The sequence below is a fragment of the Nocardia sp. NPDC052254 genome (genome assembly GCF_040679495.1).
Classification (GTDB): domain Bacteria; phylum Actinomycetota; class Actinomycetes; order Mycobacteriales; family Mycobacteriaceae; genus Nocardia.
Genome location: NZ_JBFAUW010000004.1, coordinates 442,382 through 468,242, shown reverse-complemented (window position 1 = coordinate 468,242; position 25,861 = coordinate 442,382). Strand labels below are relative to the sequence as shown.

Sequence of the window (25,861 nt, the reverse complement as noted above, 5' to 3'; positions counted from 1 at the left end):
TCTTCCGGATCGGCGGCCTACTGTGCCGGTGCCGCGTTCGGCGGTGTGAGCAGTCCGGCGACCATCATCAGGATGCACTGCTCGGCCTCGGCGCCGGCAGCTTCGGGATCCTCGGCGTGGGCGACGATCATGCCCGCCTCGATGATCGCTGCCAGGATCAGCTGGGCCAGTGTCCGTACCGGTAGGGCGGGAGCGAGCCCGCTGTCGACCGCCTCCTGCAGTTGATCGGTGATCAGGCCGAGGCCGTGCCGCGATTCCATCTCCCGCCAGCCTTGCCAGCCCAGTACCGCGGGCCCGTCGGACATGGCTATCCGGACGGTTTCCGGGCGTCGGCTGATCACGAGAAAGGTGTGCAGGCCCAGTGCCATCGCGGCCAATGGATCGGTCGAATCGGGCTGATCGGCGAGGATACGCCGGATCTCCTCGGTGTTGTCGGCCTCGAGTTGTTCCAGCACCGCGATGAACAGTCCACGTTTGTCTCCGTAGTGGTGATGCAGCGCGCCACGCGTGACTCCGGCCGCGGCGACGATCTCCTCCGCCGACACCGCGGCGTATCCGCGATCGGCGAACAGTCGCCGCCCGGCCGCCTCCAGATCGGCACGCGTGGCGCGCGAACGGTCCTCCTGACTACGGCGTGGCATGCAGCCGAGTGAACTCCACGATCATCTCGCTGAGCAACTCGGGCTGATCCTCGGCGATGAAGGTCAGTGAATTGTCGATCGTGCGCAGCGTCGCGTCGGGGAAGTCGCCGGCCAGCCGGCGCGCGAAGTCGATACGGAACACCTTGTCCTCGGGTGCCCAGGCCAGCAGGACCGGCAGGTCGATCGAGGGGAAGCTGCGCGCGGCCGCCATCGTGTGGCGCTTGTGGATACCGCGCAGGAAGCGTCGCAGATCGGCTCGGATGGGCCCGGAGGTGCGGCTCGGCACGAGATAGGAGTCCGCGATCTGCGGCGGCATCGGCCGCTTGGTGACCAGGCCGAAGGCCAACGGCAGCCGCTGGGCCGGGCGGAATCGCAGGCCCTGCAGGATCGTGTCGAGCAGGCCCGGGACCCGTGCGAGTGTCGGCAGCAGGGTGAACGGTTGCGGGAAGAACTTCTCGTAGGCGTCGCAGTTGGTGAATACGACGCGCCCGACTCGGCTGTGATCGCGCGACAACATGATCTGCGTGATCGCGCCGCCGGTGTCGTTGGCGACCAGAGTCACGTCGGACAGGTCGAGTTCGCGCAGAAATGCCGAGATGAGATCGGCCGCGCCGGTGGGAGACAGATCGGCGTCGGGCATCGGCACCGAATGGGAGCCGAACGGCCAATCCGGCGTGAGGCAGCGGTGACCGGCGGCCGCGACCTCCGGAACCACCTTCCGCCAGAGATCGGCATTGACGAGCAGACCGTGCACGAAGACGACGGGTGATCCGGACCCGGTGTCGTGATAGCGAATGCGCCCGCCGGGCAGATCGACTTCCCGAATCGGGCCGAGGCTGGTGCTGATTCCCATGACATGCCTTCCGGATGGGGGTGTGAGGTCCCTTCAGAGTTACCTACATACGGTATGTATGTCAATGGTGGATGTGACAGTAGCCTCGAATCCGTGCTTGCAGGCCAATACCGGTGCAGTCTCGTTATCCATCTCCGGTAGCGTGATCAGGCATCTATCCGCCGATTCGGTTTGGAGCTTTCCCGAACAATGACTGAGCAGACCCCGAGTGGTGCCGGTGTGAACGACACCGGTTCCGACGTGGCCCAATCCGGGGGCGCCTCCTACGCCGCTGCCGGTGTCGACATCGAGGCCGGCGACCGCGCAGTCGAGTTGTTCGCGCCGCTGGCCAAGAAGGCCACTCGGCCCGAGGTACAGGGCGGCCTGGGTGGTTTCGCCGGATTGTTCGCACTCAAGGGCGACTACCGGGAACCCATGCTGGCGGCCTCCACCGACGGTGTCGGTACCAAGATCGCCGTCGCGCAGGCGCTGGACAAGCACGACACGGTCGGTCTGGATCTGGTCGCCATGGTGGTCGACGATCTGGTCGTCTGCGGCGCCGAACCCCTGTTCCTGCAGGACTACATCGCTGTCGGCAAGGTGGTCCCGGAGCGGGTCGCGCAGATCGTCTCCGGTATCGCCGACGGTTGCGTGCAGGCCGGCTGCGCGTTGCTCGGCGGTGAAACGGCCGAACATCCCGGCCTGATGGGCTCCGACGACTACGACATCTCCGCGACCGGCGTCGGTGTGGTCGAGGCCGATGCGGTTCTGGGTCCCGATCGGGTCCGGCCGGGCGATGTGGTCATCGCGATGGGGTCCTCGGGTCTGCACTCCAACGGCTACAGCCTGGCGCGCCGGGTTCTGCTGGAAATCGACCGGATGTCGCTCACCGGACATGTCGAGGAGTTCGGCCGCACTCTGGGCGAAGAGTTGCTGGAACCTACCAAGATCTATGCCAAGGATTGTCTGGCGTTGATCGCGGAGACCGATGTCCGGACCTTCGCCCATGTCACCGGTGGCGGTTTGGCGAACAACCTGGCCCGTGTGCTGCCGGCCGGTCTCGTCGCCGAACTCGACCGTGGCACCTGGAATCCCGCGCCGATCTTCAAATTGATCGCTCAGCGTGGCCGGGTGGAGCGGGTGGAGATGGAGAAGACCTTCAACATGGGCGTCGGCATGGTCGCCGTCGTCGCGCCCGAAGATGCCGATCGCGCTCTCGCTGTGTTGACCGCCCGGCACATCGCCTGCTGGACCCTCGGTACGGTCAAGAAGGCCAAGGATGCGGCGGCCGACCGCGTGGCGCTCGTCGGTGAACATCCACGGTTCTGAACGACGAGGTTCATACGGGAAAAGCCTCCTCGGCCGGGCGATTCAGCCCGATCCGGGGAGGTTTTCTCGTTGCGGAGACAGATTACGCATGGACGGCTCGCGGCATGAACATCCGCATGGCGGTCCGGTGAAAGGTACATCGGATCCGGGTTCCGCCGCCGCGGATATCGCGCGGGATCACCGGCGATATCAGTGGCGACAACCCATCCTACGAGCCCTGATCGATACGGGGATTCGTCGATCTGCCAGCCGAGAACTGCTGGTCGACGTGCGGAGGGGGAGGCCCCTCAGGCCTCCCCCTCCGCACATCGATCCGGGTCAGCGGCGCCAGTCGTCGTGGTCCTCGTCGTCATCCCAGCGCTTGAGCGGCTCGTCCGACTCGTGCTCTTCGGACAGCACACCGCCTCGCTGGGGGGAGTGCGAACTCCCCGACAGCTCGCGCTGAAGGCTCGTGAAGTCGGTAGACGGAGAGCTGTACTTCAGCTCGCGTGCAACCTTGGTCTGCTTTGCCTTAGCCCGGCCACGGCCCATGGCTGACCCCCTCACGTCACTGCGGAGCGGCCTGGGGTGGTTTGGCGGCCCCGTTCGATTAATAATCTTCCTGACAGACACTTTAGCGTGTGTCAGGCGGTCGCGCTCCCAGGAGTGGGTGAAGACTCCGGAACATCCGCCGAATGCCGGGCCGGGGTTCGCGGCCTCGACCGCACTGTGACGGACTACACGACCCCGGGGATTGCCCGGATGATGCCGACCCGCACCCCGCCGCCGAGTACCGGCGCCGCCGCGAGCTCGGCGTGGGCCTCGGTCCAATCGACCCCCATACGCTGGAGAATCGCCTGCGTCAGCGGCATGCGCGCCCGGTCGTGGCCGTCGTCGATCTTGTAGGCGAAGGCGCGGCCGTCCGGAAGAGCGCCCGCGTGCACTCCGTCCGCCCCGATTTTGCAGACCAGTCCCGGGGTGGCGTTCATGGTTTCGAGATCCGGCGCATCCGTGCCCGAAATCACTCGCGGATGGTGCCGAATCGCGTCCGCGACCCGGCGTTCCGGTGATTCCGGGGCGGCGGTGGCCAGCCGCGCGTAGGAGCGGGCGAGATTGATCAGTGACACCGGGACGATGGGCAGGCCGCAGCCGTCGATACCGAGATCGGTCTCGGGTTCGCCGGTGATGTCGGCGATGGTGGCGGTCACCGCCTGCTGCAGCGGATGGGCCGAATCGGTGTATCCGGTTGTCGGCCAGGCGTTGACCGCGCAGGTCGCGAGCATCGCGGCGTGTTTGCCCGAACAGTTCATGTAGATCCTGCGCATGGCGGCCGAGTGCTCACGGCCGGCCAGGGCGTCGGCGCGGGCGATCTCGCCCATCGGCAGATCCGGCGGGCACTCCAGCCGGTCCTCGTCGAAACCGAAGCGCTCCAGCAGTCGCCGCACCAGGGCCAGGTGATCGGATTCGCCGTAGTGCGAGGCGGTCGAGATCGCCAGCTCGGCCTCGTCGGCGGGTTCGAAACCGTTGCGGAGCAGCGTGATCGCCTGCATCGGTTTGTTCGTCGAGCGCGGGAAGATCGGTAGATGCACCTCACCGAGGGCCATCGACGGCTCCCCGTCGGGTTCGATGATCACCACCGAACCGCGGTGGACGCATTCACGGAATCCGGAGCGGACCACCTCGACCAGTTCGACGCTCATCGCGGACCTCCGTTGTCGGGCGCGGTGGCGGCCGTTCCGCTGCGAGTGCCGCGCGCGGCACTGCTCGCTGCTCGGCCCGCCGCCCGACGCGTATGCCGGGCGACCTGCATGCGGACATCGTCGGAGACGGTCGGTTCCGAGGTCAGCAGGTGCGCGAGCCGATCCGGATCCGCGCCGGTGAACAGGTCGCGCACCGTGATGCCATGGGCGGGAATGTGATCGACGCGCACCGGATCGCCGGCACCGATCGTGCCCTCGGTGAGCACTCGCAGGTAGGCGCCGGTGTCGGCCTGCAAGGTGAACCGCTTGACCCACTGCCGCTCACCGGACCAGTGGCCGAAGGTCGCGCACGGCACACGCGGCGCGGAGACCTCGAGCACGGTGTCGCCGATGCGCCAGCGCTCACCGATGACGGCATCGCTGACCGGCAGCCCGGACAGCCGCAGATTCTCGCCGAACCAGCCCGGCGCCAGTGTGCGTCGCAGGCGTTCGCCCCAGCCGCGGGCGTCCTCGTCGGAGTAGGCGTACACGGCCTGGTGCACACCGCCGTGATGGGTGGTGTCGCAGACGTGGTCGCCGTCCAGGCCTACAGCGCGCACGGCCACCCGTCCGGTGACCGGGCGTTTGTCGATCGCGGTGCGTCCGACCCTGCTCACCTTCGCGGGCAGTTCCAATTCGGCGTACAGGACACAGACCGCCAGCACCTCACCGGCCACGCCGGTGTCCCGGGGCGCCGCGGGACGGTTCACCGGCCGCGCAACTTGTCCACGGCGAGCCGCCCGGCCTGGGGCTCGTCATCGGACGGAATCGAATCGGGGTCGATGGCCGCGGCCATCGGGCCCGCCTCCACCCGGGTATCCGCGGCGATATTCCGTTTGATCAGCGCCAGGGCGATCGGTCCCAGTTCGAAATGGTCGATCACGGTGCCGAGCCGTCCCACTGTCCGGCCGCCGGCGGTGACCGCGTCGCCGGTCGTGGGGCGGCTGTCCGCGGAACCGTCGAGGTGCAGCAGCACCAGATTCCGCGGCGGTTTGCCGAGGTTGTGCACTCGCGCGACGGTCTCCTGACCCCGGTAGCAGCCCTTGTTCAGGTGTACCGCGCCGAATTCCTCCGGTCCGCCGATCCAGCCGGCCTCCTGCGGAATGGTGCGATCGTCGGTGTCGGCGCCGATCCGCGGGCGCAGCGCGGCGACGCGCAGGGCCTCGAAGGCCCACAGCCCCGCCGGCTCGGCGCCGGCCGCGGTGAGTGCCGCCCACCGGTCGCTCAGCTGCTCGCGCGGGATGATCAGATCGTAGGAATCCACGGTCGGCCAGGGCATCCGGCGCAGGAATCCGCCATCGGGCAAGGGGACCGCGTCGTAGATACCGGGCAACTCGTCGATGCCGAGCGCGCCGGTCAGTTCCGACACGCGCGGACCGAGCAGACTCACGACCGCGTGATCCGGTGCCGCCTTCGGTTCGGCGGCCGCCCAGAACACCATCTTCTGCAGGAAGCCGAGCAACTCCGGACCGCGGTCGCCCTCGGTATCCGCCCACACCGTGCCGTCGAGTTCGGTCATCACGAAGTGATGCTGGACACGGCCGTTCAGGTCCAGGTCGAGGTTCTCCGCGGACCGCCCGTCGGGGAGTTCGGCGATGTGCTGGCTCGAGATCGTGTGCAACCAGCTGAGCCGCTCCGCACCGGTGATCGTGGCGACGAACCGATGCGAGCGATCGATGATCGCCGCACGCTGAGCTGCGGCGCGCTGCTCGCCGAAGGGATCGCCGTAATGCCAGGCCACCGCCGCATCGGGGCCATCGGGCGGACCGGGCACGGCCCCTGCGAGACCGAGCAGTGGACTGGGGGCGGCAACCACGGACACGTTTTCCACAATAGGCGGTCCCGGCCATCCGCGCCGCGCGGACGTTAGCCAGGGGTGTGCGCTGAGGATGCCCGGAATACGCGGGGCTCGATCTGGGACGCGCAGTCGTGCGAACGCAACCTGCGGGCCTCGCGTACCCACTCGTCGGGCGCTTTATTCGCCTAGGCTGCGACGCATGGTGGATCGAGTTCTGGTGACACTCGACGGCGCGGTCCAGGATGCGGACGCGCCGTTTCTCTTCGCGGATGATATCGGCGCACTGCGGGGCGACGGTGTTTTCGAGACTGTACTGATACGTGACGGCAAGGCGGGTGCATTGGAATTGCATCTGGCTCGGCTTCGTCGTTCCGCGCAGGCATTGGACCTCCCCGATCCCGATGTCGGGCAGTGGCGTACGGCGGTGGAGGCCGCGGCCAAGGAATGGGGCAGCGAGCGCCAGGGCATGCTGCGCATGATCGTGACCCGCGGACGGGACGGCGCCGAATCCGCCCGGCCGGGGTCCGGCGGGCTGTCCGGTCCCACCCCGGATCCGACCGGCTACGTGCTGGTCGTCCCCGTCCCCGAGCGGGTGAACAAGGCTCGCGCGGAGGGGATTTCGGTGATCACCCTGGCGCGGGGCGTCTCCACCGAATTGGCCACCAACGCGCCGTGGCTGCTGATGGGCGCCAAAACGCTGTCCTACGCGACGAATATGGCGGCCCTGCGGTTCGCCGCTCGTATGGATGCCGACGATGTGATCTTCACCAGCACCGAACATCGGGTCCTCGAGGGGCCGCGGTCGACGGTGGTCATCCAGCGGGACAAACAACTGCTCACCCCGCCGGCTCGCGATGGCGTGCTGCCCGGAATCACCCAGCGCGCGTTGTTCGCCGAGGCCGAGAAGGCCGGGTGGGAATGCAAGTACAAGTCGCTGTTCACCGCCGATCTCGTTACCGCCGACAGTGTTTGGTTACTGGGTAGTGTCACGCTGGCGGCGCGGGTGTCTCGGCTGGACGGGCTGCGGATGTCGGCTCCCGACTGCGCCGAGGAGATCGTCGAGATGGTGGGCCGCGGGATCGATCGCGCCTGGAATATCGCCGACTGGAACTAGATTTCCCGAATTCGGCGACAGTCGAGTGACCTGCTGGAACAGATCCGGAACGCCGAACCCGTTATCGCACAGCAAAGATTGTTGGAGTGTCGTGACGTAGGACTCGTTGCTCCGCGACCGTTCCGGCGTAGGCTCTACTACGACATGTCGTAGTACGTGTGGATATCCCGCATGACACAGGAGGCCGCCGGGATGGATGTCGTCGACGTCTCACGTTGGCAGTTCGGGATCACGACCGTCTATCACTTCATCTTCGTGCCGCTGACCATCGGGCTCGCGCCCCTGGTCGCCGGAATGCAGACGGCATGGGTGATCACGGGTAAGGATCATTGGTATCGGCTGACGAAGTTCTTCGGCAAGCTGTTCATGATCAACTTCGCACTGGGTGTCGCCACCGGCATCGTGCAGGAGTTCCAGTTCGGCATGAACTGGAGCGAGTACTCCCGCTTCGTCGGGGATGTGTTCGGTGCTCCGCTGGCGATGGAGGGGCTGGCCGCGTTCTTCCTGGAATCGACGTTCCTGGGGTTGTGGATCTTCGGCTGGTCGCGGCTGCCGAAAGTGGTTCATCTGGCGACCATCTGGCTGGTCGCGATCGGCGTGAACGCCTCGGCCTACTTCATCATCGCCGCCAATTCGTTCATGCAGCATCCGGTCGGGGCGACCTACAACCCGGAGACCGGCCGTGCCGAACTGAAGAGCATCGGCACACTGCTCACCAACAACACCGCGCTGGCGGCCTTCCCGCACGTAGTCGCGGGTGCGCTGCTCACCGCGGGCACCTTCGTGGCCGGTATCGGCGGCTGGTGGATGGTGCGCAATGCCCGTTCGGGTGATGCGGACCGGATGACCGAGGCCCGCCGGATGTGGCGGCCCGCCGCCCGCTGCGGGATGTGGGTGATCGTGATCTCCGGTATCGCCCTCGCCATCACCGGTGATATGCAGGGCAAGCTGATGTTCAAGCAGCAGCCGATGAAGATGGCCTCGGCGGAATCGCTCTGCCACACCGAAACCGACCCGAAATTCTCGGTACTGACGGTCGGCACCCACAACAACTGTGACAGCGTCACCCACGTCATCGAGGTGCCGGGCGTGCTGCCGTTCCTGGCCGAGGGCAAGTTCAGTGGCGTGACGCTGCAGGGCGTGAAGGATCTGCAGCTCAGTTACGAGCAGAAGTTCGGTCCGGGAGACTATCGGCCCAACCTGTTCGTCACCTACTGGACCTTCCGCGCCATGATCGGCTGGGCGATCGGCTCGGCGGCCATCGCACTGCTGGGCTTCTGGATGACCCGGCGCGGCAGAGTCCCCGATCAGACCTGGTTCAAATGGCTGAGCCTGATCTGTATCCCGACGCCGTTCCTGGCCAACAGCGCGGGCTGGGTCTTCACCGAGATGGGCCGCCAGCCCTGGGTGGTCGCACCCAATCCGACCGGCAATCCGGATATCCGGATGACGGTGCAGCAGGCGGTATCCGGCCATACCGCCGGCACCGTCCTGACCTCGCTGATCGTGTTCACCCTGCTCTACGGCGTCCTCGCGGTCGTGTGGTTCTTCCTGATGCGCCGCTATGTGATCGCCGGACCCGAACAACCGCCGTCGGAGTCGGATTCGGCTGCGGTGGACAAGCTTTCGTTCGCGTACTGAGGAGCCGAGGATGAGTCTTCCCGAATTCTGGTTCTTGCTGATCGGTGTGCTGTTCACCGGATATTTCGTACTCGAGGGTTTCGATTTCGGTGTCGGCATCCTGATGCCGATCATCGGCCGTGGCGACGAGACGCGAAAGCGTGCCGTACTCAACACGATCGGGCCGGTCTGGGACGGTAACGAGGTGTGGCTGATCACCGCGGGTGGCGCCATGTTCGCGGCCTTCCCCGAGTGGTACGCCAGCCTGTTCTCCGGGTTCTATCTGGCGCTGCTGCTGATTCTGGTGGCATTGATCGTGCGGGCGGTGTCGATCGAATGGCGCGGCAAGATCAACGATCCGCGCTGGCGGTGGTGGTGTGATGCGGCCATCATCTTCGGTTCCTGGGTGCCCGCGCTGGCCTGGGGGCTCGCGTTCGCCAACATCGTGCACGGTGTGAAGCTGAACGAGCGTCGGCAGGTCGAGGGCGGGTTCCTGGCTCTGCTCACCCCGTACGCCCTGCTCGGCGCGCTGACCCTGCTGTTGCTGTTCATCCTGCACGGCGCGGTGTTCATCGCGCTCAAGACCGGCGGTGAGATCCGCGAGACCGCCGAGCGCATCGCCCGGGGCGTGTGGGTGCCGACGGTGGCGGTGGTCGCGGCCTTCGGGCTGTGGACACAGTTCGCGCACGGAAAGGGCTGGACCTGGATTCCGCTGGCCCTGGCGGTGGTCGGATTGCTGCTGGCCGGTGCGGCGGTCCTGCGCCACCGCGACGGCTGGGCCTTCACCGGCACCGCCCTCACCGTGGTCGCCGCGATCGTGCTGTTGTTCGGAGCGCTGTTCCCGTACGTACTGCCGTCGACCATCGATGCCGCTTACGGATTGACCGTCGACGGCCGGACGGTCGACGGGCACGCCACCGTGAGTGCCTCCTCCACTCACTACACACTGGTGGTGATGAGCTGGGTCGCGGTGGTGCTGACCCCGGTCGTGCTGATCTACCAGGGCTGGACGTACTGGGTGTTCCGCAAGCGCATCACCGTCGAGCAGATCCCCGCGCCCATCGGCCTGCCGATGCGCAGCCGGTAATCGGAGCGGTCATGGCTCGGCCCGTCGATCCCCGGCTGTGGCGGCACGCCCGTTCGGCACGCCGCTATCTGATTGTCAGCGTGGCGCTTTCGCTGGTGATCACGGCCGCAATCGTGGTCGGTGCACTCGCGCTGGCCCGGATCGCGGCGGGGGTGATCACCGATCCCGGGCGGCGCACACTCGCAGCCTGGACGGCCGAGCTGGTGGTTCTGGTGGTCGCGATCGCGGCGCGGGTGGTCGCGACCTGGTGGCAGTCCCGGCTGGCACACCGCGCGGGAGCACGGGTGGTCTCCGAATTGGAGACCTCCGTACTCGCCGCCGGTGCGGCCCTGCCGCCGCGGGAATCGGATTCGCGCCGAACCGAACTCGCGGTGGTGGTGGGAGACGGACTGGGTGGACTACGGGCCTATCTGACCGGATACCTGCCCGCGCTGCTGCTCGCCGCACTGGTGCCGCCGATCGTGCTGGCGGTCATCGCCGCACACGATCTCACCGCGGCGATCATCATCCTGGTGACCCTGCCGTTGATCCCGATCTTCATGATCCTGATCGGACTGATGACGCAGGGCCGGGCGGATGCGGCCCTGACCGCCACCACCCGGCTGTCGGACCAGATGCTGGACCTGTTCGCGGGAATGCCGACGCTGCGCGCGCTCGGCCGGGAATCCGGTGCGGCCGATGATGATGCACCGACCATGCGGCATCGGGTGCGGGAACTGGGCGAGGCGCTGCGCGTCCGCACCATGGCCACACTGCGGATGGCATTTCTGTCCTCGATGGTGCTCGAGATGCTCGCCACGCTGTGTGTCGCACTGGTCGCGGTCTCGATCGGTATGCGGCTGGTGTTCGGGCACATGGGGCTCCACGCGGGCCTGCTCGGATTGATTCTCGCTCCCGAGGTGTATCTGCCGCTGCGTGCGGTGGGGGAGCGGTTCCACGCGGCCCAGGACGGAATGGCCGCTGCCGAACGGGCTTTCGCCGTACTGGACCCGAAGGACTCCGATACCCGCGCGGACCGGAGATGCCCGGCCGCCGAGTCATCCGCGCGCAGGTCACTACCTGCCTCGTCCGGACCGATCGAACTGTGTGACGTCGGGGTGCGGTCCAGGGACGGGTATGCCCCGGCGGAGCTGTCCGCGGTGATCCGGCCGGGCGAGGTCACGGTTCTCACCGGACCGAACGGCAGCGGGAAATCGACTGCGTTGCAGGTTGTTCTGGGATTGACCGCCCCCGAGCACGGCCGGGTTCTCGTGGCCGGGCATCCGGTCGGCGACCTGGCTCCCGACGACTGGTGGGCGCGGATCGCCTGGTTGCCGCAGCGGCCGGTCCTGCTGCCCGGCACGCTGCGGGAGAACCTCGAGCTGTTCGGTGCCCGTTCGGATGCTCGGGATATCGACCGTGCCTGTGCCGCCACAGGTTTCGATGCCGTACTGGCCGAATTGCCGGACGGCTGGGACACCGTCGTGGGTTCCGGTGGACTGGGACTGTCTCTGGGCCAGCGTCAACGCCTGGCCCTGGTGCGAGTTCTGGCCGCGGACCGCACCGTTCTCCTCCTGGACGAACCGACGGCCCACCTCGACGACCACAGTGAGGCAACCGTTCTCGCCGCCCTGGCGGAACGAGCCCGCTGCGGCGCCACCGTAGTCGTGGTCGCCCACCGCCCGACCGTTCTTGCCATCGCAGACCACCTCGTCGAGGTGCAGGCGGAGCGGCGGGCGGTGAACGACGCCGATGTCGCGAGTGATCCGGTGGCGGTGGCCCCGGCGGCGAGTCTCTCCACCACCGCTCGGCCGGTTTCGGCCTACGCGCGAGTCGGATCCGGCCGGGGGCCCTCGGATGCGGATCGGCACGGTCCGGGGGAGGGCGGGCAATCGTGAAGGGTGTGTGGTCGGATCTGCGCGAATTGCGGCGGGTGTCGGAGATTTCACCGTGGCGGGTGCTGGTGTCGATCTGCTGGGGCACGATCGCGTTGGGGAGTGGACTCGGACTCGCGGCGTTGGCGGCGTGGTTGATCGCGCGGGCGTGGCAGATGCCGCCGGTGCTGGATCTGAGTGTCGCGGTGGTCGCGGTGCGGGCGCTGGGAATCTCGCGGGGGCTGTTCCGCTACATCGAGCGGCTCGCTACCCATGATGTCGCCCTGCGCGCGATGACGACCGCGCGAACCGCGGTGTATACGGCGCTGGCACGTGCCGATATCTGGACCGTGCGGCGCGGCACTCTCGGCGGATCAGCGGACACCGGTCGGGTGACCACGGGCGGCACCGGGGTGAGTCCGGCCGCATCCGGCGGTCGCGGGCGGAAGGATCAGCTGCTGTCCGGGGAGCGCACCGATTCGGTGGCTCTCCTGCGCCGCGGCGATCTGCTCACCCGGATCGGCTCGGATATCGACGATCTCGGCGCGGTGGTGGTCCGGGCACTGGTGCCGATCGCGGTCGCGGTGTTGTTGTCCGTGGCCGCCGCCGCGTTGCTGGCCACCATCTCCCTGCCGGCTGCCGCGATTCTGGCTGCCACACTGCTGGTTTCGGGGGCCTTCGCGCCCTGGTTGTCCGCCCGGGCAGCGCGCGAGGCCGAACTCGCGGTGCAGTCCGATCGTGCCGAATTCCGGGCGGCCGCCGTCACGGTGCTCGATCACGCCGCCGAGTTGCGGGTCGCGGGCCGGCTCGATGAGGCGATGAACAACGCCTCAGCGGCCGCTCGACGGGCGGTGGTGGCGGAGGATCGTGCCGCGACACACAGCGCCTGGGCCGCCGCCGCGACTCCGCTGTCGATCGGTGTCAGTGTGCTCGGCGCACTGCTCATCGGAATCGTGCTGTACGGCAGTGGTTCCGGCGCGCCCGCCGAGCCGTTGCAGCCCGCGCCGCCCGGCGGTATCACCCCGATGGCCTTCGCCGTCCTGGTATTGCTGCCGTTGTCGGCCTTCGAAGCGGTCGCGGTATTGCCCGGCGCCGCACAGGCACTCACCAAGGGGCGTGCCGCGCTGCACCGCGTCCGGGCCCTGAACGAGGTCGCATCGGGTGGCTCCGACCACCGGCCGGCCGCGTCCGTGCGCACGGACACCGCATCGGAGGATTCGCGCGACAGGCTGATTCGCGCTCTCCCGGACCTGCCGCCGGGCCGCCGGATCGCGGTCGTCGGCCCGAGCGGGGCAGGAAAGACCACCTTGCTCATGACATGGGCGGGCCTGTTCGATACGCCGCGCCCGGGCCGTACCTTCTTCGCCGAGGACGCGCATCTGTTCGGAACCACCGTGCTGGAGAACCTCCGCGTCGCGCGGGGTGACCTGACCGCCGAGCAGGCCGAGGCTGCTCTGCGGGCGGTGGGATCGGGCGACTGGCTCGCTGCACAACCGGCCGGTGTCGACACCGATCTGGTCGGCGGCGCCGCGGCGATATCGGGCGGCCAGCGCCGCCGGCTGCTGCTGGCCCGTGCGCTCGTCGCACCGGCCGACACCCTGCTGCTCGACGAACCCACCGAACATATGGACGCCGCGGCCGGTGCCGATCTGCTGCGCGCGCTCCTCGACGAGACCAGCGGTGTGATCGCACCGGATCGCACCGTGGTCGTCGTGACCCATCAGCTGCCTCCGGACCACAGGGCCGACACCGTGATCACCGTCCAGCCGGGTGGTGTGGTGTCGATCACCCACCGGGAAGCTGTCGACTGACCCTGCGGAAACCCCAGGTGGGAGCGAAATTATGCGCTGCGGAAAATCCGTTGCGGTTCGTCGCCTGTCGCCGGTAACTTCATCTGTACACGGGAAAGGAGGTGGTTCGAAGAATGGTTATTCATAGGACGCGTGAGGTGGCTGCCGGTTGAGCGCCACAGCCGTGGTCGCGTACCACGGCACGCTGCAGAGGATTTCCTCTCCGCGTCAGCGCTGAGCTAATCCAAGGCAGTCACCCGGCCCCCGAGCCCCCGGTTGTCCGACCGGGAACCGCGACGAGATCAGATCTCCGCGGAAGGCTCGGGGGCCGTTACGCATCTCCGGGCAGCCCGTTCGGCGCCGTCGACGAGCTCGGCCCGGTCTTCCTCGGGAGTGTTCGGGAATCGGTCCGCCACCGGACTTGCCAGCCGGTGGCGGCGTCGTCGACCCGATACCGCGCGACCGGCGTCCTCAGGGCGACCGCGGCGACCACAGCGTCGCCGGGAGGAGCGCCCGCTGCGCGCGATTCACGCACGGATCGGACCGGCCGACGCCTGACGGCAGCCCGCGAGCACTGCACGATCGTCTGAATTCAGCGCACTGAACTGGGTTTTCGCGGGCGGCGTCGCGTCGGGATCGGGTGCGTGGGCGCCGAATTCAGCCGATGTAGCGCTGGAGGCGAGCCGACAGGCGGGGCTTCAAGGCTCCGTCGGCTTCCACTCGCTCCTCGACGTAGCCCAGGTCGCCGCCTTCGACGATGCCGTAGAGGCGTTTGGCGCCGCCGACGACCGCGCCGGACTGGCTGCGGATCACCACGTCGGTGGCCAGCTCCCAGGAGGACTGGGTCAGGGCCTGGCCGTAGAACAGTTCGACGACACCGGAGCTGTGGGTCAGCAGCAGTTCGATGACCTCGTCGTCGCCGTCGATGCCGACGCGCCAGAAACCGCTCTCCCGCAGATCGGGGCCGGCGTAGGTGCCCTCTTCGTCGATGACCCAGGAGCGGGATTCCCAGTTCAGATAGTCGCCACCATCGTGCGAGACGATGATCTGCTGACCGAAGTGATAGTCGCCGCCGCGCTCGGGATCATTGCCTTCGCCCTCGCCGCGCCATACGCCGACCAGCGGCAGCAGCGCGAGCATGGAGGCGCTCAGATCGGGACCGAGCCGCAGATTCGCGGTGTCCTCGGGCAGCGGCAGATCCGGCAGCTGCGGCACATTGCGGCCGGCGGTGGATTTCGCACGCTCGGCGGCCTCGGCCACGGCCTCGTCGCCACTGCGGCGTGCCGCATCTTCGCCACTGCGGCGTGCCGAATCGCCGGTGCCGCGGCGAGCCGCTTCATCGGCACCGTTGTGCCCCTCGGTCTGCGCCTTTCCGGCGTGACCGCTGGTCGTTGTGTTGTCGACGTTCTCGCTCGCCGACTCGCTCACGACTCGGTGAAGAGCCGGTAGAGGACGTAGAGCCCGAACCAAGCGATCAGCACGGAGCACAGAACCAGCAGAATCTCGAAGGTTAAGACCACATATCGGAGTTTAACGACCTGTCCGCCGGATACGAAAACGGCCCCGGGAAAACAATTCCCGGGGCCGTTCGCGTGCAATGAGCGCAGAGTTTTCGGCGCCCTCGCGGACTGGTGCGGAGTTACTTCGCGACGGTCACGTCGACGTTGTGAACGCCCGCACCCTCCGGGCTGACCTGGGCCGCGCCGTTGCCCGTGGAGGACAGGGCGCGGAGGGTCCAGGTGCCGGGCGCGGCGAAGAAGCGGAAATCACCGGTGCCGGAGGCCACGACCTCGGCGGTGAACTCGTCGCTCGAGTCCAGCAGGCGGACGAAGGCGCCGCCTACCGGGTTACCGTCCGCATCGAGGACGCGTCCGGTGATGACGGTCTCCTTCTCGGTGTCGACGTTGGCCGGAAGGGCCTGACCCTGGGTAGGTGCTGCACACATATCTATTTACGCTCCCAACTCGATCGGTGCACCGACGAGGGAGCCGTATTCGGTCCAGCTCCCGTCGTAGTTCTTGACGTTCTTGTGGCCCAGCAGCTCCTGCAGCACGAACCAGGTGTGCGAGGAACGCTCGCCGATGCGGCAGTAGGCGATGGTCTCCTTCTCGCCGTCGAGGCCCGCATCGGCGTAGATGGTGGCCAGTTCCTCATCGGACTTGAAGGTGCCGTCCTCGTTCGCGGCCTTGCTCCACGGCACGTTGATGGCGCCGGGGATGTGGCCGGGACGCTGGCTCTGCTCCTGCGGCAGGTGCGCGGGAGCCAGGATCTTGCCGGAGAACTCGTCAGGAGACCGCACGTCGACGAGGTTCTTGACGCCGATCGCCTGGATGGCGTCGTCGCGGAAGGCGCGGATCGCCAGATCCTGCTCGCCGGCCTTGTAGCTGGTGCCCGGACGGGTCACCGCATCGGTCGACAGCGGGCGGGCGTCGAGCTCCCACTTCTTGCGGCCGCCGTCGAGCAGCTTCACGTCCTGGTGGCCGTACAGCTTGAAGTACCAGTAGGCGTAGGCGGCGAACCAGTTGTTGTTGCCACCGTAGAGGACGACGGTGTCGTCGTTGCCGATACCGCGGGCCGACAGCAGATCCGAGAACTGCTCCCGGTTGACGAAGTCACGCCGAACCGGATCCTGCAGGTCCTTCTTCCAGTCGAGCTTGACGGCACCCTCGATATGGCCCGTGTCGTAGGCCGAGGTGTCCTCGTCGACCTCGACGATCACGACGCCGGGGGTGTTGAGGTTCTCTTCGACCCAGTCTGCGGAGACCAGGACATCGGAGCGAGCCATGTTGTTCCTTTCGATGTGACTTGCCGGGGTATGTGGAGATGGCGGACAGGGACAGTGGGCGGGATCAGCTGGTGACCCCGGTCGATTCGGCCGGCGAACGCTGGATCAGCCGCTGTGCCAGCGGGTAGATCAGGCAGCCCAGGCAGATGCCGAAGGCCGCGTTCAGGAACGCCGCGAACAGGGCGAACGCGGTGAAGATCGCGCCGACGACACCGGCTCCGGCGACGAAGCCGATGAAGCCGACGGCCGCGAAGACGAATCCGACCAGCTGCGCGAACCGCAGCGGTGGGATCGGCTCGGTGTCGGTGGTGGGACCGAGCCGCGGTGCGACGAGTGTCGCGAACAGCCGGCCGTACGGGCTGCGACGCGGGCCGTGCAGCGCGCCGATCGCGAAGACGATCGCCTGCAATCCGATCAGTACCGCCGCGGCGGGCACCGAGAATGCGGAAACGAGCAGGACCAGCACGAGAACACCGGTGGTGATCCAGGCCGCGAACCGCGGCCCGCGGACATCCACCTGACCGGCGGTGGGGTTGGGGTTCTGGGACACGGAACGCTCCTGCGCTGAAAGAAGGCTCATCTGTATGCGGGGTAATCCATCAGATAGGGCTGATCACCGGGGGATCTGCGAGATCACGCACTCGGTGAAAACCGGTCGGGCGCAAAGGATACGAAAGGCCGACCGGCTACATGCACAGGCAGCAACAACCGCCGAGGCGGCACAGATCGACTGTGCGGCGTCGGGTGAGCATCAGCTCTCGGCGGGTTTGCACGCAGAGCAGTTTACCCGGTTTCGGGAGGGAATTGGACCCGGGGTCCGAAATCAGGCTGACAAGCGGGGGATACGGTGGTCCTGAAAGGGCTTGTGAGCAGGAGTTCAGGCGGCTTCGGGAACTGTGAGCGGGGCCAGCGCACTACGCAGATCGGTGGCCTTGGGGACCCCGGAGATCCGGAAGCGCTCGCGTCCGCGGGCATCGAAGACGAATGTGGTGGGCAGCGACAGCACGTTCAGTTCGCGCGCCAGCTCCGCCTCCGCGTCGATGTCGACCTCGATATCGCGCGGCGGCTGATCGGTATCGGCCAGATCGGCGACCACACCGGCGACCACCCGCCGCACCGCCGCGCACGGACCGCACCAGTCCGCGGAGAAGTGCAGGACGGTCGGCACGGCCTCGTCGACACCGACGGCGCTGAGCAGTTCGGTCCGCGAACCCGCGATATCGATGGTCTTCGCGGTGCGGACCCGACCCTCACGCAACTTCAGGGCGACTCCCACGGCCACAGCGGCCAGCAGGACGACGGCGAGGATCGTGAGTTGAATCATGGTCGGGCAAACCTGTCCATATCAATGCGGATGTTCTCCCCTTCCCCTTCCACCACGATATTCCCGCCGACGGCCTGCACGGTCTTCGGGGGCACGCCGAAGGGCAGATCCCGGGTGTCGATGGTGCGGGTGAAGCGGGCCAGCACGGCGGCCTTGTCGAGGTCGGGACCCAGTTCCGCGGCGGTGGTCGTGGGGGCCGTGGTATCCACGCCGCCGTGGTAGAGATCGGTGGCGACGAGCTTGATCTGATCACCGTCCAGGAACAGGTCGGCCTTCACGCTCACCCGGTCGGTACTGCGGGTTTCCGGGCCGAGCTGGATGGTTCCGGTGAGTACGAGCGCGCCCTGGGTGGTCATGCCCGAGCCGCCGGAGCCGCCGGTACCGTCGGATTTGTCGGCGGGCCGGGTCACCACCTCGAGATCCGGGATGTTGAACAGCCGGCCCAGTTCGGTGGGTTCGATCCGCATACGCCCGGCGACCTGATCCACCATCACCGAGCGCATGTCGTTGTTCACGAGATCGTGCATCGACAGATGCACACCGTTGAGGGTCGACTCGACCAGGATCTCGCCGGGGATGTCCGGTCGGTTCGCGCGGGCCCGGACCTCGATGTTGCGGTAGTTGCCGCGGGCGGTCTGCGCGAGGAACGGGAAGCCGTGAATGGTCACCTCGGGATCGGCGCTGAGTTCGCCGCCCGCGCGCAGCGACCGCGATACCCGGTACTCCGAGTAGGCCGCCGCGGTGAAATCGACCACGACGGCGATCGCGACCACCAGCAGCAGTCCGACGATCAGTTTTCTCATCCACAGCTCCGAGTTCCAGGCCGTCCACGCGCGCGGAACATCGCTCGCGCGCGGAGGTATACGAGGTTCGGTGAGAGGCTACCCGGGTAGGCACGATATCTGCCGGTGGTGTGCCGGGTGCGCGGGCATCGTGCCGGGCCGGGCATCGTGGCTGGTCCGCGCAGGCTGCCCGCGCCGGGCGTGGCGGCTTTCAGGAAACGTGATCGTTACGTTGCACGCGCTAATGTAGGCACCGAATTACCTGTGCCGACGCGCATGGATTCGCGATTGACGTCGAGGTTGCCCGCGGACATGCCCGAGTGGGAGGAGAGCCGGTGGAGTTACTCCTGCTGACCTCCGATCCGAATCCGGAAGCCGTATTGCCGTCGCTGGCACTGCTTCCGCACAATGTGCGTCCCGCACCCACCGAGGTGGCCTCGCTGCTCGAGGCCGGCACCGCGGATATTGCGCTCGTCGACGCCCGCACCGATCTGGCCGCCGCCCGCGGGCTGTGCCGGTTGCTGGGCAGCACCGGATCCTCGGTGCCGGTGGTCGCCGTGCTCACCGAGGGCGGCCTGGTGGCGGTCAACGCGGACTGGGGTCTCGACGACATCCTGCTGCCCGGCACCGGCCCCGCCGAACTCGATGCCCGCCTGCGGTTGCTGGTGGCGCGCAACGGTGGTGCGGCCAGCCCGGAGAACACCGGAAAGATCACCCTCGGCGAGCTGGTCATCGACGAGGGCACCTACACCGCGCGCCTGCGCGGACGTCCGCTGGATCTGACCTACAAGGAATTCGAGCTGCTGAAATACCTCGCGCAGCACGCGGGCCGGGTCTTCACCCGCGCGCAGCTGCTGCAGGAGGTGTGGGGCTACGACTTCTTCGGCGGCACCCGCACGGTCGATGTACACGTGCGGCGGTTGCGCGCCAAACTCGGCAGTGAATACGAATCGCTGATCGGTACCGTGCGCAATGTGGGATACAAGGCGGTTCGCCCGGCGCGGTCCTCCGGTGCGAAGACCGCCGAGTCGGCGGGCGCACCGGCCGACGAGGGCGACGGCGGCGCCGAGGATGCGCAGCTGACCCAGGTCAACGGCACCTCGCCGTAGATTCGTGGCGTTCGCGACAGGTGACGATCGGGATACAAGAGTAGGGATGGGTGTGAGCGCACAGGTGCCGGGCTGGGTCGCAGAGGTGTCCGCCGAGGTGGCGGCCGAGGTGGTGGCACTGGTCGAACGAGCCGGCGCGTCCGACGGCGTGGCGCCTGTTTCCGAGCAGGCCGTGCTGTCGGTGCAGCGGCCCCAGCCGGGGAAATCCGAAGACGGCGAACAGGATTCCCCGCAGTCGGCCGCGCGGCACCTGACGGTGGAGCGTGACGGCGAAGTGGTCGCCTACGCCAATCTCGTTCCGGCACACGGTGATCACCCCGCGATGGCGGAGGCCGTCGTGGATCCCCGGGCGCGGGGCCGGGGGATCGGTGCGGCCCTGGTGGCCGCGGCGCTCGAGACCGGCGGTGCGGGTGCGCGGATCTGGGCGCACGGCAATCTCGCTCCGGCGCGCGCGGTGGCCGGTCGGCTGGGTCTGTCGGTGGCCCGTGAGCTGTGGCAGATGCGCCTTTTGGCAACCGTCGAGCTACCGGAACTTTCGGTTCCGGAGGACATCACGCTGCGCACCTACGCCGGACCCGGTGACGATGCCGAGATCCTGCGGGTCAACAATGCCGCGTTCGACTGGCATCCGGAACAGGGTGGCTGGACCGAGGCCGATGTCGCGGTGCGGCGGGAATCGCCCTGGTTCGATCCGGCGGGCCTGTTCATCGCCGTCGACGCCGCCGCCCCGGAACGCATTCTGGGATTCCACTGGACCAAGGTGCATCCCGCGGACGAGACCTCCGAGGCGGTCGGCGAGGTGTACGTGGTCGCCGTCGATCCCGCCGCGCAAGGGCGTGGGCTGGGGAGACTGCTGACGCTCGCGGGCCTGCATCATCTGCGGAATCGCGGTCTGGGCACGGTGATCCTCTACACCGAGGCCGACAACACCGCCGCGGTGCACACCTACACCCGGCTGGGTTTCGAGACCGCGCACATCGACGCCGCCTACTCGTCCCGCTGACCCCGCGCCCGCGAGAGGGATTGGCGGGCGGGCCGTACCTCTCGTGCGGGCGCCACCGGGTGCTCCGAGAGTGTCCGGTCACTCAATTGCAGTAACGATGCGGCAAATCTCACATGTTTGAACCGCAATCGCGCCGGGTTGTTCACCCCGCGTTCACTTGCCCAGGTCCCCCTGTCAACCAGCCCAACCTAACTTACTTGTGGGCGGCATTCGCTGCTCGGTGCGCAAGTTCTCTGCGAACGGCACCCAGGACCCGTCCGGTCGTTGAGGGATCGGACGTGTACGAAGCGATTCCCGGAGGAACAGGTGAATCTCAAGCGCAGTGGCGCCCTCCTCGGCGTGCTGGCGGCAGCCGGTGCTCTGACCCTGTCTGCCTGTGGCAGCGACGACAACACGGCCGCGACCGGCAATGCCGCCAAGGTCGATGTCGCCTGTGGCGGCAAGAAGGCGCTGAAGGCCAGCGGATCCTCTGCGCAGAAGAACGCGATGGACCACTTCGTCGCCGCGTACGAGCAGAACTGCGACGGCGCCAAGCTGGACTACACCTCCAGTGGTTCCGGTGCCGGCGTGAACGAATTCGTCGGCGGCCAGACCGACTTCGGCGGTTCGGACTCCGCGCTGGATCCGAAGAAGGACGAGCCGAAGAAGGCCGCCGACCGATGCGGCGCTCCGGCGTGGAACCTGCCCACCGTGTTCGGCCCGATCGCCATCACCTACAACCTCGACGGTGTCACCAACCTGACGCTCGACGGCCCGACGGCTGCCAAGGTCTTCAACGGCACCATCAAGAAGTGGGACGATCCGGCGATCAAGGGCCTGAACCAGGGTGTGAATCTGCCCGGTGACGACATCCACGTGATCTTCCGCAGTGACGAGTCGGGCACCACCGACAACTTCCAGCGCTACCTCGACGCCGCCTCGAACGGTGCCTGGGGCAAGGGTGCGGGCAAGGCCTTCGTCGGTGGCGTCGGTGAGGGCGCCAAGGGCAACGAGGGCACCTCGGCCGCGATCAAGAACACCAAGGGCGCCGTCACCTACAACGAGTGGTCGTTCGCCAAGTCGCAGAACCTGGCCACCGCGCAGATCATCACCGATGCCGCCGTCAAGCCGGTGCCGCTGTCGGTCGAGTCCGCGGGTAAGGCGATCGCCGCCGCGAAGATCACCGGTGCGGGCAACGACCTCATCATCGACACCAACTCGTTCTACAAGCCGACCGATCCGGGCGCCTACCCGATCATGCTGGCCACCTACGAAATCGTGTGCTCGAAGTATTCCGACGCCGATACCGGCAAGGCCGTCAAAGCGTTCCTGACCTCTGCGATCGACAACGGTCAGAACGGGCTCGAGAATTCCGGCTACGTGCCGATTCCGGACGCGTTCAAGACCAAGCTGACCACAGCGATCAACGCCATCTCCTGATTGCGAACCCCACATGACCGTCCACGACGATGTCACCGCCGCGGGCCAGGCCGATTCGACCGGCCCGCGGACGGGCAGTGAAGTCCCCCCGGGAGATACTTCCTCCATGCCGAGTGAGTCGAGCAACAAACCGGCCGGCCGCCCAGGCGGCAACAGTCAGCGCGCGGAGACCATCTTCCGTTCGCTGGCCACCGCGGCCGGTGCCACGATCGTTGCGGCCATCGCGCTCATCGCACTGTTTCTGCTGATCCGCGCGGTGCCGTCGATAGCGGCGAACAAGGCGAACTTCTTCGGCAGTGCGGAATTCAACGTCGGCAACGCCGACGACATGCACTTCGGTATCCGTGATCTGTTCATGGTCACGGTGCTGAGTTCGCTGCTGGCACTGCTGATCGCGGTACCGCTCGGTGTCGGGATCGCGTTGTTCCTCACGCAGTACGCGCCGAAGGTGCTGGCCCGCCCGTTCACGATGCTGGTGGATCTGCTCGCGGCGGTGCCTTCGATCGTGTTCGGTCTGTGGGGTTTCCTGGTGCTGGCCGAGAAGCTGGCGCCATTCGAGCAATTCCTCAACGACAACCTGGGCTGGTTCTTCCTGTTCAGCCAGGGCAACGTCTCGATCAGCGGTGGCGGCACCATCTTCACCGCCGGTGTCGTGCTGGCCGTGATGATCCTGCCGATCATCACCTCGGTCAGCCGGGAGGTCTTCCAGCTCACCCCGCGCGCTCATGTCGAGGCGGCGCAGGCGCTGGGCGCCACCAAATGGGAAGTCGTGCGGATGACGGTGCTGCCCTACGGGCGCAGCGGCGTGATCGCCGGATCCATGCTGGGCCTGGGCCGCGCGCTCGGTGAGACCATCGCGGTGCTGCTGGTGCTGCGCACCGCGGCCAAGCCGGGCAGCTGGTCGCTGTTCGACGGTGGCTACACCTTCGCCTCCAAGATCGCCGCGGCCGCATCGGAATTCAGCCAGGCGCTGCCGACCGGCGCCTACATCGCAGCCGGTTTCGTACTGTTCGCGCTGACCTTCGTGGTCAACGCGCTGGCTCGGATCGCCGCCGGCGGGAAGGTGAACGGGTAATGAGTACGACCACACTCGACAAGCCGATCAAGGCACCGACCTTCCGGCACGTCAGCCTCACCCGCAAGGTCCGCAACAATGCCGCCACCGGAGTCATGTGGGCCTCCTTCGGTATCGCGCTGATCCCGCTGGGCTGGGTGCTGATCCTGGTGCTGAACAAGGGTTTCCACGCGATCGTCAGCAGCGGCTGGTGGTCCAAATCGCAGAAGGGTGTGCTGCCCGATCAGTTCGCGGGCGGTGTGTACCACGCGATCTACGGCACCATCGTGCAGTCCGCGGTCGCCGCGGTGATCGCGGTGCCACTGGGCATCATGGCCGCGGTCTTCCTGGTCGAATACGGGCGCGGCTGGCTGGCCAAGACCACGACCTTCATGGTCGACATCCTCGCCGGTGTGCCGTCGATCGTCGCCGCGCTGTTCGTCTTCGCCCTGTGGATCGCCACGCTCGGTTTCCCGCAGTCGGCCTTCGCGGTCTCGCTGGCACTGGTGCTGCTGATGTTGCCGGTGGTGGTGCGCAGCACCGAGGAGATGCTCAAGCTGGTCCCGGACGAACTGCGTGAAGCGTCCTACGCCCTGGGCATTCCGAAGTGGAAGACGATCCTGCGGATCGTGGTACCCACCGCACTGCCGGGCATGATCAGCGGCATGCTGCTCGCGGTCGCCCGCGTCATGGGTGAGACCGCGCCGGTCCTGGTATTGGTCGGCTACTCGAAGTCGATCAACTTCGACATCTTCAACGGGAACATGGCCTCGCTACCGCTGCTGATCTATCAGGAGCTGGCCAACCCGGAGCCCGCCGGCCGGATGCGAGTCTGGGGTGCGTCGCTGACGCTGATCCTGCTCATCGCACTGCTGTACGTCGCTGCGGCCGTGGCCAACAAATTGCTCACGCGGAATCGATAGAAGCGAACGGAAATACGACAATGGCCAAGCGGATCGACGTCAAAGATCTCAACATCTTCTACGGCAAATTCCATGCTGTGTCCGAGGTGTCGCTGACCGTATTGCCGCGCAGCGTCACCGCGTTCATCGGCCCCTCGGGTTGCGGTAAGTCCACCGTGCTGCGGTCGCTGAACCGCATGCACGAGGTGACTCCGAGCGCCCGGGTCGAGGGTGCGGTACTGCTCGACGGCGAGGACATCTACGGCGCGACCGTGGACCCGGTCGGCGTGCGCCGCACCATCGGCATGGTGTTCCAGCGGCCGAATCCGTTCCCCACCATGTCGATTCGCGACAACGTCGTGGCCGGGCTGAAGCTGCAGGGCGTACGCAGCCGCAAGGATCTCGACGAGGTCGCCGAGCGGTCGTTGCGCGGTGCGAACCTGTGGAACGAGGTCAAGGATCGACTCGACAAGCCCGGCGGTGGTCTGTCCGGTGGTCAGCAGCAGCGTCTGTGCATCGCCCGCGCCATCGCGGTCTCGCCCGATGTGCTGCTGATGGACGAGCCGTGTTCGGCGCTGGACCCGATCTCCACGCTCGCGATCGAGGATCTGATCTCCGAGTTGAAGAAGGAGTACACGATCGTCATCGTCACCCACAACATGCAGCAGGCCGCACGTGTGAGTGACCAGACGGCGTTCTTCAACCTGGAGGCGCAGGGCAAGCCCGGCAAGTTGATCGAGATCGACGAGACCGAGCGGATCTTCTCCAACCCCACCCAGAAGGCGACCGAGGACTACATCTCCGGCCGCTTCGGCTAGAGCCGGGCCGCCTCGCCGCCGTTCACGCACGAAGATCCCCGGCCCAGGTGGGCCGGGGATCTTTCTTTGCGGAGTCCTGTGTGCCGATGCTGCCGTGTCCGGTCAGTTCGGAAACGCTCAGTCCTGGGCGTCGGGATCAGGGGGCAGCACGCCGGTGACCAGGAAGACCACCCGGCGGCCGATCTCCACGGCGTGGTCGGCGAAGCGCTCGTAGTAGCGGCCCAGCAGCGTGACATCGACCGCCGCGGCGACCCCGTGCTTCCACTCCCGGTCCATCAGCAGCGAGAACAGGTGGCGATGCAGATCGTCCATCGCCTCGTCGTCCTCGTTGAGCTGTGCGGCCCGTTCCGGATCGCGCGATTCGAGGACTTCCTTGGCCGTCGCACCCATGTTCACCGCGATCCGGCCCATCTCGGCGAAGTAGCCGTTGACGGCCTCCGGCAGCGCGTGGTTGGGGTGACGGCGCCGGGCGACCTTGGCGACGTGCAGCGCCAGCACACCCATGCGATTCACATCGGCGACGATCTGGATCGCGCTCACCACCTGCCGCAGATCACCGGCAACGGGCGCCTGCAGTGCCAGCAGCGCGAAGGCCTTCTCCTCGGACTGCGTGATCATCCCGGCGATCCGGTCGGATTCGGTGATCACCTGCTCGGCCAGCGCGATATCGGCCTGCAGCAGCGCCTGGGTGGCCTGCTCCATGGCCGTACCGGCCAGTCCGGCCATCTCGCCGAGCATATCGGCGAGATCGGCCATTTGTTCGTTGTAGATGACACGCATGAAACCAAAGACTAGTCAGCGGTGCTGACCAAGTCACGAACGGTGAGTGAATCATCGGTGCCGGTCTCGCGCGCCGTCTGCGCAGGTGAGCGCGGCTCACCGC

General features: G+C 67.1%; 25 protein-coding genes. 12 read left to right on the top strand and 13 right to left on the bottom strand.

The window, feature by feature from the left end:
* Window positions 1–17: 17 nt before the first annotated feature.
* Together AB0L57_RS14195 and AB0L57_RS14190 are read right to left on the bottom strand one after the other, a co-directional pair.
* Window positions 18–641: a TetR/AcrR family transcriptional regulator gene (locus AB0L57_RS14195; RefSeq protein ID WP_364961290.1), complete on the bottom strand. Its 624-nt coding sequence runs from the start codon at window positions 639–641 to the stop codon at window positions 18–20.
* Window positions 628–1,494 carry an alpha/beta hydrolase gene (locus tag AB0L57_RS14190; protein WP_364961288.1) on the bottom strand — a complete coding sequence of 289 codons (867 nt, stop codon included), beginning with the start codon at window positions 1,492–1,494 and terminating at the stop codon, window positions 628–630. Before AB0L57_RS14190 ends, AB0L57_RS14195 begins: the two co-directional genes overlap by 14 nt.
* Window positions 1,495–1,683: 189 nt before the next feature.
* Between AB0L57_RS14190 and purM the strand changes: the two genes are divergently transcribed.
* A complete protein-coding gene (gene purM, locus AB0L57_RS14185; protein ID WP_364961287.1) occupies window positions 1,684–2,802 on the top strand; it encodes a phosphoribosylformylglycinamidine cyclo-ligase in 1,119 nt (372 codons plus the stop codon).
* Window positions 2,803–3,120: 318 nt separating this feature from the next.
* On the opposite strand, the gene AB0L57_RS14180 is transcribed toward purM, so the two are convergent.
* The 4 genes from AB0L57_RS14180 to AB0L57_RS14165 form a co-directional block, all read right to left on the bottom strand.
* Window positions 3,121–3,333 carry a DUF3073 domain-containing protein gene (locus AB0L57_RS14180; RefSeq protein ID WP_364961285.1) on the bottom strand — a complete coding sequence of 71 codons (213 nt, stop codon included), beginning with the start codon at window positions 3,331–3,333 and terminating at the stop codon, window positions 3,121–3,123.
* Between the two features lie 185 nt (window positions 3,334–3,518).
* Window positions 3,519–4,481 carry an asparaginase gene (locus tag AB0L57_RS14175; RefSeq protein WP_364961283.1) on the bottom strand — a complete coding sequence of 321 codons (963 nt, stop codon included), beginning with the start codon at window positions 4,479–4,481 and terminating at the stop codon, window positions 3,519–3,521.
* Window positions 4,478–5,230 (bottom strand): MOSC domain-containing protein, encoded by a 753-nt coding sequence (locus AB0L57_RS14170; RefSeq protein ID WP_364961281.1) that lies wholly within the window; start codon window positions 5,228–5,230, stop codon window positions 4,478–4,480. Before AB0L57_RS14170 ends, AB0L57_RS14175 begins: the two co-directional genes overlap by 4 nt.
* Window positions 5,227–6,354 (bottom strand): folate-binding protein, encoded by a 1,128-nt coding sequence (locus AB0L57_RS14165; protein WP_364961394.1) that lies wholly within the window; start codon window positions 6,352–6,354, stop codon window positions 5,227–5,229. Before AB0L57_RS14165 ends, AB0L57_RS14170 begins: the two co-directional genes overlap by 4 nt.
* Window positions 6,355–6,517: 163 nt before the next feature.
* On the opposite strand from AB0L57_RS14165, the gene AB0L57_RS14160 reads away from it, so the two are divergent.
* The 5 genes from AB0L57_RS14160 to cydC all read left to right on the top strand — a co-directional run bounded on the left by AB0L57_RS14160 (window position 6,518) and on the right by cydC (window position 13,803).
* Entirely contained in the window at window positions 6,518–7,432 is a 915-nt protein-coding gene (locus AB0L57_RS14160) for an aminodeoxychorismate lyase (protein WP_364961279.1), read from the top strand.
* Window positions 7,433–7,624: 192 nt separating this feature from the next.
* Window positions 7,625–9,073, top strand: a complete 1,449-nt coding sequence (locus AB0L57_RS14155) for a cytochrome ubiquinol oxidase subunit I (RefSeq protein ID WP_364961392.1) — start codon at window positions 7,625–7,627, stop codon at window positions 9,071–9,073.
* Between the two features lie 10 nt (window positions 9,074–9,083).
* Window positions 9,084–10,139 carry a cytochrome d ubiquinol oxidase subunit II gene (gene cydB / locus AB0L57_RS14150; protein WP_364961277.1) on the top strand — a complete coding sequence of 352 codons (1,056 nt, stop codon included), beginning with the start codon at window positions 9,084–9,086 and terminating at the stop codon, window positions 10,137–10,139.
* An 11-nt stretch (window positions 10,140–10,150) separates the two neighbouring features.
* Window positions 10,151–12,016 carry a thiol reductant ABC exporter subunit CydD gene (gene cydD, locus AB0L57_RS14145; RefSeq protein ID WP_364961275.1) on the top strand — a complete coding sequence of 622 codons (1,866 nt, stop codon included), beginning with the start codon at window positions 10,151–10,153 and terminating at the stop codon, window positions 12,014–12,016.
* Window positions 12,017–12,051: 35 nt separating this feature from the next.
* Window positions 12,052–13,803, top strand: a complete 1,752-nt coding sequence (gene cydC / locus AB0L57_RS14140; RefSeq protein WP_364961390.1) for a thiol reductant ABC exporter subunit CydC — start codon at window positions 12,052–12,054, stop codon at window positions 13,801–13,803.
* A 636-nt stretch (window positions 13,804–14,439) separates the two neighbouring features.
* Here the strand turns inward: cydC and AB0L57_RS14135 are convergent.
* From AB0L57_RS14135 to AB0L57_RS14110, 6 genes are all read right to left on the bottom strand, one after another.
* Window positions 14,440–15,042, bottom strand: a complete 603-nt coding sequence (locus AB0L57_RS14135) for an FABP family protein (RefSeq protein ID WP_364961388.1) — start codon at window positions 15,040–15,042, stop codon at window positions 14,440–14,442.
* 379 nt (window positions 15,043–15,421) lie between these two features.
* Complete coding sequence (locus tag AB0L57_RS14130) at window positions 15,422–15,727, bottom strand: DUF1416 domain-containing protein (protein ID WP_364961273.1); 306 nt, start codon at window positions 15,725–15,727, stop codon at window positions 15,422–15,424.
* A 6-nt stretch (window positions 15,728–15,733) separates the two neighbouring features.
* Complete coding sequence (locus AB0L57_RS14125) at window positions 15,734–16,567, bottom strand: sulfurtransferase (protein ID WP_364961271.1); 834 nt, start codon at window positions 16,565–16,567, stop codon at window positions 15,734–15,736.
* Between the two features lie 64 nt (window positions 16,568–16,631).
* Entirely contained in the window at window positions 16,632–17,147 is a 516-nt protein-coding gene (locus AB0L57_RS14120; RefSeq protein ID WP_364961269.1) for a DUF4395 domain-containing protein, read from the bottom strand.
* Window positions 17,148–17,444: 297 nt separating this feature from the next.
* Window positions 17,445–17,891 (bottom strand): thioredoxin family protein, encoded by a 447-nt coding sequence (locus AB0L57_RS14115; RefSeq protein WP_364961267.1) that lies wholly within the window; start codon window positions 17,889–17,891, stop codon window positions 17,445–17,447.
* A complete protein-coding gene (locus tag AB0L57_RS14110; protein ID WP_364961265.1) occupies window positions 17,888–18,694 on the bottom strand; it encodes an LmeA family phospholipid-binding protein in 807 nt (268 codons plus the stop codon). Before AB0L57_RS14110 ends, AB0L57_RS14115 begins: the two co-directional genes overlap by 4 nt.
* Before the next feature lie 314 nt (window positions 18,695–19,008).
* On the opposite strand from AB0L57_RS14110, the gene AB0L57_RS14105 reads away from it, so the two are divergent.
* From AB0L57_RS14105 to pstB, 6 genes are all read left to right on the top strand, one after another.
* Window positions 19,009–19,782: a response regulator transcription factor gene (locus AB0L57_RS14105; protein WP_364961263.1), complete on the top strand. Its 774-nt coding sequence runs from the start codon at window positions 19,009–19,011 to the stop codon at window positions 19,780–19,782.
* 46 nt (window positions 19,783–19,828) lie between these two features.
* Window positions 19,829–20,785 (top strand): mycothiol synthase, encoded by a 957-nt coding sequence (gene mshD, locus AB0L57_RS14100; protein ID WP_364961261.1) that lies wholly within the window; start codon window positions 19,829–19,831, stop codon window positions 20,783–20,785.
* 306 nt (window positions 20,786–21,091) lie between these two features.
* Window positions 21,092–22,204, top strand: a complete 1,113-nt coding sequence (gene pstS, locus AB0L57_RS14095; protein WP_364961259.1) for a phosphate ABC transporter substrate-binding protein PstS — start codon at window positions 21,092–21,094, stop codon at window positions 22,202–22,204.
* Between the two features lie 106 nt (window positions 22,205–22,310).
* Window positions 22,311–23,279 carry a phosphate ABC transporter permease subunit PstC gene (gene pstC, locus AB0L57_RS14090; RefSeq protein ID WP_364961257.1) on the top strand — a complete coding sequence of 323 codons (969 nt, stop codon included), beginning with the start codon at window positions 22,311–22,313 and terminating at the stop codon, window positions 23,277–23,279.
* Window positions 23,279–24,181, top strand: a complete 903-nt coding sequence (gene pstA / locus AB0L57_RS14085) for a phosphate ABC transporter permease PstA (RefSeq protein ID WP_364961255.1) — start codon at window positions 23,279–23,281, stop codon at window positions 24,179–24,181. The genes pstC and pstA overlap by 1 nt, the downstream gene beginning before the upstream one ends.
* A gap of 20 nt (window positions 24,182–24,201) precedes the next feature.
* Window positions 24,202–24,978: a phosphate ABC transporter ATP-binding protein PstB gene (gene pstB, locus AB0L57_RS14080; protein ID WP_364961253.1), complete on the top strand. Its 777-nt coding sequence runs from the start codon at window positions 24,202–24,204 to the stop codon at window positions 24,976–24,978.
* Window positions 24,979–25,095: 117 nt separating this feature from the next.
* On the opposite strand, the gene phoU is transcribed toward pstB, so the two are convergent.
* On the bottom strand, window positions 25,096–25,758 hold the full coding sequence (gene phoU / locus AB0L57_RS14075) for a phosphate signaling complex protein PhoU (RefSeq protein ID WP_364961251.1): 663 nt from the start codon (window positions 25,756–25,758) through the stop codon (window positions 25,096–25,098).
* Between the last annotated feature and the right edge of the window lie 103 nt (window positions 25,759–25,861).